General features: G+C 36.7%; 8 protein-coding genes. 3 read left to right on the forward strand and 5 right to left on the reverse strand.

Annotated features, from left to right (window positions below):
* The first annotated feature begins 583 nt into the window (after positions 1–583).
* The 3 genes from I6U49_RS17210 to I6U49_RS12475 are packed head-to-tail and all read left to right on the forward strand — an operon-like array spanning position 584 to position 6,653.
* Positions 584–3,124: a M16 family metallopeptidase gene (locus I6U49_RS17210; RefSeq protein WP_198629050.1), complete on the forward strand. Its 2,541-nt coding sequence runs from the start codon at positions 584–586 to the stop codon at positions 3,122–3,124.
* Positions 3,125–3,131: 7 nt separating this feature from the next.
* Complete coding sequence (locus I6U49_RS12470; protein ID WP_198629051.1) at positions 3,132–5,165, forward strand: protein-disulfide reductase DsbD family protein; 2,034 nt, start codon at positions 3,132–3,134, stop codon at positions 5,163–5,165.
* A 6-nt stretch (positions 5,166–5,171) separates the two neighbouring features.
* Positions 5,172–6,653 carry an aminotransferase class V-fold PLP-dependent enzyme gene (locus I6U49_RS12475; protein ID WP_198629052.1) on the forward strand — a complete coding sequence of 494 codons (1,482 nt, stop codon included), beginning with the start codon at positions 5,172–5,174 and terminating at the stop codon, positions 6,651–6,653.
* Positions 6,654–7,264: 611 nt separating this feature from the next.
* Here the strand turns inward: I6U49_RS12475 and I6U49_RS12480 are convergent.
* The 5 genes from I6U49_RS12480 to I6U49_RS12500 form a co-directional block, all read right to left on the reverse strand.
* On the reverse strand, positions 7,265–8,041 hold the full coding sequence (locus I6U49_RS12480) for a glucose 1-dehydrogenase (RefSeq protein WP_198629053.1): 777 nt from the start codon (positions 8,039–8,041) through the stop codon (positions 7,265–7,267).
* 108 nt (positions 8,042–8,149) lie between these two features.
* Positions 8,150–9,517 (reverse strand): serine hydrolase domain-containing protein, encoded by a 1,368-nt coding sequence (locus tag I6U49_RS12485; RefSeq protein WP_232804713.1) that lies wholly within the window; start codon positions 9,515–9,517, stop codon positions 8,150–8,152.
* 613 nt (positions 9,518–10,130) lie between these two features.
* Complete coding sequence (locus I6U49_RS12490) at positions 10,131–10,943, reverse strand: META domain-containing protein (protein ID WP_198629054.1); 813 nt, start codon at positions 10,941–10,943, stop codon at positions 10,131–10,133.
* 1 nt (position 10,944) lies between these two features.
* Positions 10,945–11,445 (reverse strand): nucleoside deaminase, encoded by a 501-nt coding sequence (locus I6U49_RS12495; protein WP_198629055.1) that lies wholly within the window; start codon positions 11,443–11,445, stop codon positions 10,945–10,947.
* 167 nt (positions 11,446–11,612) lie between these two features.
* Positions 11,613–12,776 carry an MFS transporter gene (locus I6U49_RS12500; protein ID WP_198629056.1) on the reverse strand — a complete coding sequence of 388 codons (1,164 nt, stop codon included), beginning with the start codon at positions 12,774–12,776 and terminating at the stop codon, positions 11,613–11,615.
* Positions 12,777–12,780: the final 4 nt, after the last annotated feature.

Consider the following 12,780-nt stretch of genomic DNA (forward strand, 5'->3'; position numbering starts at 1 on the left):
ATTTATCTTTTCTAATTAGGTTTTCTCCAAAATTTTAGATTAAACCTAAAACAATAACGACAATTCTAAAGCTAATATTGCTTTTTTTATATCCCAAAGCTTTCAAATAGAATACATTTTACACAAAACTTCTAAGATTTAAAGCACCACAACACACTTTCACAACACATTCATTTAAAGACTTTTAAATTCATATAGGATAAATAAAATCTGATTTTCAAATATCACATTTATTGTTTTAACAATATATTAACATTTATTTCACAATGGTTTTTAGGTGTTCTAGCCTCATAGGGCTGTAATACAGGTTTAGAAATAAATGGACCATGGTATTTATTTCACCTGAAATTAAATATTTCCTTATCACCCCTAAAACTTTAAAATATGAAGCAAGGTTTTTTTAGAATTTGCACTTACATCTTTCTTTTTAGCTTTTTTACCAGCTATGCGCAAGAGAGCAAATTCCAACACCTAAAGTCTCTTGGAGGCATAGAAGAATACAATTATAAACCTAACGATCTACAGGTTTTACTATACCAGGATCCAAGCTGCTCCTGTAGTAACGGTTCAAATCACCTACCATGTGGGGTCTAAACACGAAGTTCCCGGCAATACCGGCTCTACCCACTTATTAGAACATTTAATGTTTAAAGGAACTCCCAAATACAACCCCAAAACCATAACAGTAACCAATGTTTTACAAAATATTGGCGCTAATCTTAATGCTACCACCTGGAATGACAGAACCAATTATTACGAAACCATTCCAAGCGATTATTTAGAGCTGGCTATTGAAGTAGAGGCCGATCGCATGCGAAATGCTTTATTACTACCAGAAGATAAAGAAGCAGAAATGACGGTAGTGAGAAACGAATTTGAGCAGGGAGAAAACAATCCTAATAGTATTCTTTCCAAAGAAATATGGGCTACAGCGTTTATGGCGCATCCTTATCATCATTCTACGATTGGCTGGAAATCTGACATTGAAAACGCGCCAAACGAAAAATTAAGAGAGTTCTACGACACTTATTATTGGCCAAATAACGCAACACTTTCTATTATTGGCGATTTCGAGAAAGAAGAAGTTTTTGAACTAGTTGATAAATATTTTGGTCCAATAGCTAAAGCTCCACATGAATTTCCGCAGCCCTATACTGAAGAGCCAGAACAAACAGGTCCAAGACAAATAACGGTTAAAAAACCGAGACAAACCGGTGTAGTGATGACAGCCTTTAAGGTTCCGGGAAGAATGCACGAAGATCACGCTGCTTTGGGCGTGTTGAATATGGTTCTTACCAATGGAGCTTCTGCTATTTTAAACAAAAAATTTACAGACAACGGCAAAGCCCTTTATGCTTACAGCCAGCTTAGTAATTTTAAAGATCACAACTTAATGTCTATCGGGTTAGGCTTAGCCCCCGATTTTGGTCACGAGGAAGCAAAAAAGGAAATTCGTTCACTTGTTGACAGCATTAAAACAAATAGCGTGGCCCAGGAAGCTATTAACCGGGTAGTATCGGCAACCGTAGCCAATAACAAAATGAGCAGAGATGGCTCTTTTGCAATTGCAGGAGCATTAAATGAAGCCATTGCCGTAGGCGACTGGACCGACTATATTAACAGGGTTAAAAAATTAAAGCAAGTAACTCCTGAAGATGTAAAAAGAGTTGCCAACAAATATCTAAACATAGACCAAAGCACTACCGGGTTCTTTATTCCGAAAAATAAAACAGCTGGTAATGAGCAAGCAGAAAATAAAGCTGAGGCTTTCCAGGAAGATTACAACAATCATTTATACTACAGAAACCCAAAAACAGCTCAAAAGGAGCAAACAAACGCAACTAACCTGGATTTTACGCCAGGCAAAAAGAAAGAGGCGTTTAAATACAAAAGGCAACAAGTTAAGGGAATTGACCTGGTAACGGTAAAGACTGCCGTTAATGATTTTATTACCGTAACCGGAAGTTTTAATGCAGGTGAAGCATCAACCGAAAAAAGTAACCTTGCATCTATCACCGCTGCTATGCTATCAAAAGGGACTGCAACCAAAGACAAATACGAGTTTTCGGCAGCTCTTGAAAAAATGGGAACCAATATCAGTTTCTATTCAGGAGATTTTAAAACCGGGTTCTATTTTAAAACACTTAATTCCAATGCAAATTCGGTTATCCAATTACTTGCAGAGGCCTTATACGAGCCCGCATTTAAAGAAGATGAACTGGAGTTGCTAAAGAAGCAATATGTTGGTAATTTAAAAAACAGATTGGACGATCCCGGCACCCTGGCACAAATTGAATTGGTGCAAACTATTTATCCTGAAAATCATCCAAATTATTCCAAATCTCTTGAAGCACAAATAAAGGATATAGAAAGCATCACATTAAAAGATGTTAAGGCTTTTCATAAAGCAAATTATATAGACACGCCAATTCAAATGGTAATTGTGGGAGATGTTAACGAAACCGAAACCATTAGTGCTTTAAAAGAAAGTTTTCCGGCATCGGCCAAAAAAGGTACTGCCCTAAACTATCCTGCCAAAGCGGTAAAAAACAAGAAAGAAATCACAAAAACCATTCAGGTACCCGAAAAGCCAAGTGCTACATTAACTATTGCACAATATACCGGCCTTACTAAAAATGATCCCGATTATTTAGCGATGAAATTAGGCACCTATGCTTTAGGAGGAGGTTTTGCCGGCCGACTAATGCAGGAAGTAAGAGATAAAGAAGGTCTTACCTACGGTATTTACGCCAACCAGTCCAGTAATACTTTTACAGATGGTTATTGGCTGGTAAATGCTTCTTTTAACCCAGGCTTGATAGAAAAAGGAGAGGAATCAAGCTTTAGGGAAATAAATAAGTGGATTAAAAATGGGATTACCAAAGAAGAACTTCAGAATAAAAAAACAAATATAATTGGTTCTTTTAAAGTTTCCCTTTCCACAACCGGAGGTATGGCGAATACTATTTTAACATACCTACAGGAAGGAAAAGACCCTTCTTATATTGCTACCTACCCAAAAGAGATTGAAAAATTAAGCTTAAAAGAGGTGAATAAGGCAATTAAAAAATACATTAAGCCAGAACAGTTTATTATTATCAAATCTGGCTCTTTTAAAGAATAAATAAATTATGATTCTTAAACTTAGCAACAGGTTTTTCAAAAGAGGTGTAAAGTATTTACTATTTCTCATTTTACTTATATCAGCAAAAGTAGATGCCCAAATCTATGATCCGGTTAATTGGTCTACAAGCGTAGAAAAAATATCGGAGACCGAGTTTGAATTAGTCATCAATGCTCAAATAGAACCGGGCTGGCATTTGTATTCTCAGCAAGTGCCAGAAAATGGGCCCATTCCAACAAGCTTTAGTTATGAGCCGGATGCGGGTTATGAGCTAGTAGGAAACACCCTGGAAGAGGAAGGTCGCACCATAAACGATCCTGTCTTTAACATGGTAATCACCTTTTTTGAAAACCAGGCTGAGTTTAGACAAAGAATCAAATTAACAAACAAAAGTTTAAAAAGTATACAGGGGGAAGTAGCCTTTATGGTATGTGATGATGAACGCTGCCTCCCTCCTACTTATGTAGACCTGGAGTTTAATCTTTCTAAGAGTGTTCCTCTTACCTTGAATACCGGTAATGAAATAACAAAAGAACAGGAAAGTCAGGTTTCCAAACCTAAAAAATCTTCAGAAACTGCCATTGCAGATACCAGAAAACAAAAGAAAAAGGGTTTATGGACCATTTTTATTATCGCTTTCTTTTCAGGTTTTGCAGCTTTGCTTACCCCCTGTGTTTTTCCTATGATCCCCATGACGGTTAGTTTTTTTACAAAACAAAGTAGAACCCGGGCCAAAGGCATAAAAAATGCTCTTATCTATGGTGTTTCTATCATTGTAATTTACCTTTTTTTAGGTGGAATTGTTACCTGGATTTTTGGTGCAAGTGCTTTAAATGCCTTATCCACTAACGTTTGGTTTAACCTCATCTTTTTTATCATTCTTGTTATTTTTGCCATCTCCTTTTTAGGAGCTTTTGAAATTATGTTACCTAATTCCTGGGCGAATAAAGTAGATAAACAAGCCGATAAAGGCGGAATTATAGGCATTTTCTTTATGGGCTTAGCCCTGGCTATCGTATCATTTTCCTGTACAGGGCCCATTGTAGGAACCCTTTTGGTAGAAGCTGCCTCTAAAGGCGGAATTGCACCTTTTGTAGGTATGTTTGGTTTTTCACTTGCCCTGGCATTGCCATTTGCCCTATTTGCTGCTTTTCCCGGCTGGTTAAATTCCCTTCCAAAATCGGGAGGCTGGCTCAATACGGTAAAAGTAGTACTGGGATTCCTGGAACTCGCGCTAGCATTTAAATTTCTTTCTAATGCCGATTTGGTGTTACAATTACACTGGTTGGAACGTGAGATTTTTCTTGCCATTTGGATTACTATTTTTGGTGCTATGGCTTTTTACCTGTTCGGAAAAATTAAATTACCGCATGACTCTCCTCTAGACCACATTTCAGTAGGAAGACTTAGTTTAGGTTTGCTGGTTATGGCCTTTACCATTTACATGATCCCGGGCTTATGGGGTGCACCTTTACAATTAATTAGCGGATTTCTGCCGGCAATGAATTATAGTGAATCTCCTTATGGTGTTGGATATACCAAATTAGGTAGTGGAGCAACAGGAGTTACAGAAAAAGATTTCCCCGATGGTGCCCATTTAGGACCGCATGATATTCTATCTTTTACAGACTATGAAAAAGGATTGGCCTATGCCAAACAAGTAAATAAACCGGTAATGATAGATTTTACAGGACATGCCTGTGTAAATTGCCGAAAAATGGAAGAACGTGTATGGAGCGATCCTGCAATTCTACAAATTCTAAAAAATGATATTGTACTCATTTCGCTTTATGTAGATGACAAACGAAAATTACCGGAAGACGAAAATATTATTTCAGAAATAAGTGGAAAAAAATTAAAGTATATTGGCCAGAAATGGAGTGAATTTCAAACCCTAAGATATAAAGCAAATGCACAACCTTTTTATGTGCTTATGGATTTAGAAGAACGTAACTTACTGGATCCCGTTGGGTACACTCCAGATATTGAGGAATACCTAAATTGGCTAAAAAAAGGAGTTAAAAAATTTCAAGAAAAATAGTTCAGCATGGAATCAACAGTTAATGTTATTAAAAACAGTAAACTGGAACAACAATTCGCAGAGTTTCGCAATAACACCATAGGTAACGATTGCAGCTTTTATACAGATTACGGAAAACAAAACCTGCTTTATGCCGATTGGATTGCCAGTGGCCGCTTATACCAACCTATTGAAGATATTATTTGTAATAAAGTTGGCCCCATGATGGCCAACACCCACTCTTTCTCTAGCGAAAGCGGAAAAAACACAACTTATCTTTATCATGAAGCTCGTAAAATTATAAAAACGCATGTAAATGCGAACAATGAAGATATATTGGTCACCACAGGCACAGGAATGACCGGTGCCCTAAGAAAATTACAACGCATTTTATCTTTGGATAAAACCCCGGAAACGCAGGCAGAAAAAGATCGCCCTGTAGTTTTTATAAGTCATATGGAGCATCATTCAAATCAGGTATGCTGGTATGAAACCAATGCAGAGGTGGTTATTATTCCGCCCGGAAAAAATAATCTTATTGATCCAAAAATTTTAGAACTTGAATTAGAGAAATATAAAAACCGAAAACTAAAAATAGGCTCCTTTACAGCCTGTTCTAACGTTACCGGTGTCATTACTCCCTACCACGAATTAGCAAAAATTATGCATCGCTATAATGGCTATTGCTTTGTAGATTTTGCTGCTTCGGCGCCTTATGTAGCGATAGACATGCACCCTGAAGCAAAAGAAGAAAAATTGGACGCTATTTTCTTTTCTCCTCATAAATTTCTTGGAGGGCCTGGGGCTTGTGGAGTGCTTATTTATAATGAAAACTTACAGCAAAACAGCATTCCCGATAATCCGGGAGGTGGTAATGTAAAATGGACCAATCCCTGGGGAAAATATGCTTATTCCCAAGAACTGGAGGTTCGGGAAGATGGAGGCACCCCAGGAATTTTGCAGGTAATGCGGGCCGCATTAGCCATAAGCTTAAAAGAGAAAATGAATACGCAACGTATGAAACTTCGGGAAAAAGAACTTTTAGAGCTTTTTTACGATAATGTTGCTAACATTCCCCAAGTGCTTCTTTTGGGTAATAAAGAAAATGATCAAATTGGTTGTGTTTCTTTAAACCTCGAAGGTTTTCATTATAACCTGGTTGTTCGCTTACTAAACGATAGATTTGGGATTCAGGTTCGTGGAGGTTGGTCTTGTGCCAGTACTTATGCTCATTATTTATTTGAAATAGATAAAAATCATTCAAAAAAAATTAGCACGGGAATAGCCCAAAAAAATCTAGAAGAAAAACCGGGCTGGGTACGTATTTCACTCCATCCAATTATGACCAATGAAGAAGTTCTATATATTGTAGATGCCCTAAAAAAAGTTATTACAAATAAAACTGTTTGGGAGAAAGACTATAGATACAATCCCGCAACAAATGAGTTTGACCGCATCGAGAAATCGAACATAGAACTACCCGATTTCAATAAAATTCTAAGCTTATAAGTTAAGTTAGTACGTAAAGAAAATGGCTGTCTGAAAAGTTCTTCAGATCGTCATCCTGAATTTATTTCAGGATATAAAAGAATGATAATCTAAACATCTTAGAAGCTGAAACAAGTTCAGCTCGACGAAACTAGACATTTCAAACAGCCTCTTTTTTTGAATTTATTTCGTGGTACAATTTTCTCCAGGTGGTACTATTCACCCCATTTCAAATTACTTCGCAAACAGCAACAAAACACACAAAACACTAAAAACAAAACACTTAGCATTATTCATTAAAACTAATTGCAATAACAGGTATAAGGTTTGAGGGCTTTAATTCAGTTTTCTAATGAAATACTATATGCAACTAAAAAAAATTAAAATTCTCACGCTTTTCATACTTCTTGCATTTGGATCTTCATTATACTTGCACAAGAGTTTTTATTATTCCCTGTGGGTAGAAAACCAAATTACCATTTTATTTCTACTTTCTATTTTTATTCTATTAGCTGTGCTAGTTGTTAGATTTAGAAAACTATAAAAGTGCAATTTTTACTAAATAATCGAAATTTAATATTACAAGTTTTGCCAAGAGAAATTTATTTTTCTTTTCTATTTTATTAAAAGCTTTAATCTAAGGTTTGTTCTCCCCCTCCATTTACAAACAACACCTGACCGCTAGTCCAACTAGATATAGGTGCGGCAAAATACAATACCGCCCCGGCAATATCTTCTGGCTCTCCTAATCGTTTAATAGGGGTACGCGCTAACATTCTTTTCTCTATTTCGGGAGTAAGTACCGTACTAAGCGCATGGGTGCGCACTGCACCGGGACCAATAGCATTAATGCGAATTTCATCAGGACCATAATCAAAAGCCAAATTTCTGGTCATATGGTTAATAGCGGCTTTAGAGGATGCGTATGCACTAATAGCCGGACTTTTATTTATAGAAGCCATGGAAGACATATTGATAATACTCCCATAACCAGCTTCCTTCATATGTGGTGCCACCAGTTGGCAAAGTCGCCACATACTAAAAACGTTCATTTCATATACCTTTATAAATTGTTCCACTTCTATATCATACGGGCTTTCCCTTCCGGCGCCTCCACCCCCTACGTTATTTACAAGAATATGTATCCCGCCAAACTTTTCAATGGTCTTATTTACCAAATTTAGCAAAGCTTCATCTTTGGTCACATCGCAATCTATGGCAATAGCTTCCCCTCCTGCCTCATTTATTTCATTTACCGCTTCTTTGGCCGCTTCCAGGTTATAATCTGAAACTACCACTTTAGTCCCGTGAGCAGCCAGTATTTTACAACTTGCTTTTCCAATTCCATTGGCACCACCGGTTACAATAGCTGTTTTTCCTTCTAAATCGAATAATTTTGATGTATTCATAATTATATTTTTTATTGGCATCGCCAAAGGATATAATACCCCAAGGCTTGCCTCGAAATTAAAAATTTGTTTACAAAATGTCTCGTAGGCTTGCCCCGAGGTAGTTTTCTATTTATTACTTAAATATTTTGCTACTGCCTTATAAGCTGGCAAAGAGGTAGCATCGTTGGCGGCATTACCCGCTATGGGGTGGGAAGCAAGGCGAACAATTACCATTTCGGCTGCAGGATCTATATAGATAGTTTGCCCGTGAACTCCGCGTGCTGTAAATGCAGTATTCTCATTTTCTGTTATCCACCACATATTCCTATAAGACCAACCTTTAAGGTTTGAATGATTAGATTTTGCAAAAGCCTCTTTACTGCCTCCTTTCATGATATCGTTAACAACCGCTTTCGGAAAGATTTGTTTATCCTTCCAGTTTCCTTTGTTTCTAATTAGTTCCCCAAAGCGCGCTAAATCCCGTAAACCGGCGTTTAAGCCTCCTCCGGCAAAAGCTATCCCTTTACTATCTACCTGATAGTAGGCATCCTGCTCCATTCCTATTTTACTCCATATTTTTTCTGATAAGAGACGGGTTACCGATTTTCCAGTTGCTCTTGAGATTATCCAGCCCAGCGCATCTGAATTTACGGTTTTATAGCCAAAAACCTCACCATGTTCACCTTGTTTTTCTACAGTTTCAAGATATTCATAATAACCTACGGGCCCCTTATAATTTTTAGGTTTGGGCAATGGGTTACCCGCGGCAGAAAACTCCCAAATATCTGCTTTAGGATTGGCATAATCTTCACTGTAATTAAGGGCTGTGGTCATATCCATTACCTGGCGTACGGTAGCATCACCATAAGCCGATTTTTCCAACTCGGGTACATAGAAAGATGCCAATTTCGTGTCGTCAAGAGAACCTTCAGCAACAAGAATTGAAGCTAAAGTACCTGTAAAAGATTTTGTTAAGGACATTACGGCATGAACATCAGATTCGGTTAACCCGGCAAAATAGCGTTCATAAACAACTTTTCCCTTGTGCAAAATAATCATACCATCGGTGTAATTTTCCCAAAGTGAAGCTTCCCAGGTCATAGGCTTTGTAGCATTCCACGGTATAAAACTTAAAGAATCAATATAGGGATCCAGGTTATACTGAAATGGCTCTGGAGCCCCTAATCCCCTTGATACATTTTGCGTAGGCAACATTTCCCGCATATGTACAACACTCCATCTTAATGCCGGAAACTTAAAAAACGAACCGTCCCAGGTATGAAGCACTTTATCTTCAGCCGGAGGAAAGCCCTGCATCCAACCAAAATTGCTGGGTTCACTTTCTTTTGCTGTGAGAAATTGTTCTTTATCTTGCGCTACGGTATTTATACTAAATAAAAATATTACTAGCAATAGCTTTAAAGAGGCGCCGTTTTTATGACTTTGATTTGCATTCATATTTCTTATGATTTCGTAATTATCTTTCCGTTTCAATAAAATTATTTTGATATTAGAACATATTGATCTCTTTTTATCTTTTACGCTTAAATTTCACAAATTTTATACACACAATTTCTATTATAGCTATTATGCATTTAGACTTTAAAAGTGTTTGATTTCTTCATAGTAAAAAAGATAAAAGATCACAAAAACACACTGAATACCAATTACATAAGATAATTAAAAATCTCATCAATAAATAATCGCCCTCCGATTTTTTTAAAATATCTTGCTCTAAATCTAAGTCCAAAGCAAGGGGTATGGATTATGGCTATTCCAAATAAAACCTCTTAAAATAATGGGTATTGGCTGTAGTCGTATACTTTTTTACTTCATCTTTAAATTAGGCATACATAGGATATGTGGATATTACTGCCCAAAAATGTTTAGTAAAACGCCTTTTTGAAAACCAGGGGCATTAAATAGAAAGGCTTTTGATTTGGAGGAAAGATTTGAAGCCCCAGCAGATATAGGGGTAAATCTAGATAACGAAGTGAATTTAATAAGACATTGAATAAAACATGATATAACCATGTTACCCCAATCTAAATTTCCAGATTTACATCTGGAAATTTAGAACGCTACTAAAAACGATTATGAGGCTTTTTTAATGAAAATAAACTGCTTCAAAAACAGCTAAAGGTGCTCGCCTTCCAATATTTAAATTTAAAACATCTCCTTTAATAGTATAATTATTTGCCAGCTCAAAAACCTTTAAAAACTCAGATTCGTTTATGGTAAGATTAGAACAGGCCTTTAAGGTAGCTGCCATTTGAGAGAAATTAATTCTATTGCCTTCTTCTAAAGCATAGGTACCATTAAATGTATTACAACCGGCAAAACCTTTAATTCTATTGGTATTTGACTCCAATATAAAATAAATTTCCCTTTCCTGGTTTTCGCTCATTTTCACCTCCTGGCCCCCAAGGCTTTTAAGTTTCCAATACTTTTCTACAACTTCAGGAGTAGATTTCTTAAAAACAGCTAAAGGACTTCGCCTACCTACATTAAGCATTAACAAATTATCTTTAATGGTATAATTATCAGCCAGTTCAAAAACTTTTAAAACTTCGCTTTCTGCAACAGGAGTATCAAAACAGGCCATCCGGGTAGAAGCCAGCTTAGAAAATCTAATTCTGTTATTCTCATTCAGGTTATACTCTCCCATAAAAGTATTACATCCGGAAAATCCCTGTATCCTATTCTCATTTGCATTTAAAGTAAAATAAACGTGGTTATCTTTATTGCCAGTTATTTCCTGGCCTTCTAATTCTGTAAGAATCCATTTTTCTTTAGTAATTAATTCTTTATCTGAAAAGTTAGTAACAACATTATCTGCAGGTTCCTGTGTTTTTTTTGAGGTATTACAAGCTATGGTTGTTAAAAGTATAAGGGTCAATCCAATTATATTCTTTTTCATCTTAGTTATTTTTATGGTATTTTAATTGTAAATCTCTAATTTCTTCTAGAAGTTCTCCTTCATAAGGACCTCTAATACTGGTATTCTTAATAATTTTTTCGGCCGAAATAAAATTAAGAGGAGCAGGTTTGGCCTTCACTTCTGCCAACCAGGTACCCAATTGGGCTGCTGAACTTAAATAAACGATTTCTCCCAATCCTACCCAGGCGTGGGCTGCAGCACACATAGGGCAATGCTCACCGCTGGTATACATAGTAGTAGTGCTTCTCTCTTCATTAGAAAGATTTTTTGCGGCCCAATGGGCCAATTCAATTTCAGGATGGGCCAGGTTATTAATTTCATTAACCCTATTTCGGGCCGTGGCGATTACCTGTTTGTTTTTATTGACTAAAATAGAACCGAAAGGTTCATCGCCGGCCTCAAAAGCCTCTTTAGCCAAAGCAAGGCAGTGTTTTAAATGTTCTACATCATTTTGTGTAAAATTAGCTTGAGCTTTTCTCATATTTTCTTTGGTTTCTAATTTATGAATATTGAAAGCTGCCGGTATTAGTTTCTATTTTCAGGCATTTACCACTAACCCCTGTTAACTCCAAAGCAAGAATTAAATTATACTTTTTAAGTACAGAAAACCTATAAGATATACTTTCTATTTCTTCAGGTAACTCTTAGTTAAGAAGGGCTTTTACCTCTATACACTAAGTATACCAAAAGTAGGGCAAGAGACAAAAGAATTCCTAAAATGGAAACTCCGTTCCATCTAAAATGTTCCCAGGCTATGGCACCCAGGCTGGTACCTAGCGCTCCACCAATAAAAAAACTTACCATATAAATTGTATTTACCCGGTTGCGTGCCTCTGGGTTCTTTGAAAAGATAATATTTTGATTCGTAATATGTAAAGCCTGTAGACCAAGATCTACTAATGTAACCCCAATTACTAAACCTATTAAAGACTTTGCTGAAAACAAGAAAACACCCCAGGACAGGATAAGTAAAATAATTGAATATAGAATAATCTTATTTTTATCAACCTTATCATTTATTTTACCTACTACAGTAGCCGCCAGGGCTCCTAAAATCCCAAAAAGACCAAAAGCTCCCGTAGCATCACTGCCGTAGCCAAAAGAATCTTCCATTAAGAAAACCAGGGTAGTCCAAAAAGCACTTAATCCTGCAAAAGCCAATCCTCCCCTAAGTGCGGCCAACCTTAGAGCAGGTTCCGTTTTTAAATAAAACCAAAGAGATTTCATTAAAGTGGTATAACTACCTTTATAGCTGGGTTTTATTGCCGGTAATTTAAGTTGGAGCAATATATAGAGTGCTAACATAATTAACGCAGCGGCATAATACATGGCTCTCCAACCAAATTGTTCCCCTACCAATCCACTTATTACCCGACTTCCTAAAATACCAATAAGCAAACCACTCATTACAATTCCTATGGCACGACCACGGCCTTTATCATTGGACAACTCGGCTGCCATGGGAACAAAAAGTTGCGGAATAGCCGATGTAAAACCTATAAAAAAACTACTAATAACAAGTAACAACAAAGAATTTGAGACTGCCGTAGCTATTAATGCCAAAATCATTAAAAAGAAATCAACGTGTAAAATCTTTTTATTAGATACCTTATCACCTAGTGGAATAATGATTAATAAACCAAGGGCATAACCCAACTGCGTAGCAAGAGCTACATTACTTACAGCCGATTCTTTTACAGAAAAGCTTACAGCTATTTGGTGAAGCAGCGGCTGATTGTAATACAAGTTTGCCACTACCAGGCCGGCTGCAATACTCATTAGGTACAATACTGAATTACTTAGCTGTTTCATTTAA

The sequence above is a fragment of the Salegentibacter maritimus genome (assembly GCF_016236915.1).
In the GTDB taxonomy this organism is placed as follows: domain Bacteria; phylum Bacteroidota; class Bacteroidia; order Flavobacteriales; family Flavobacteriaceae; genus Salegentibacter; species Salegentibacter maritimus.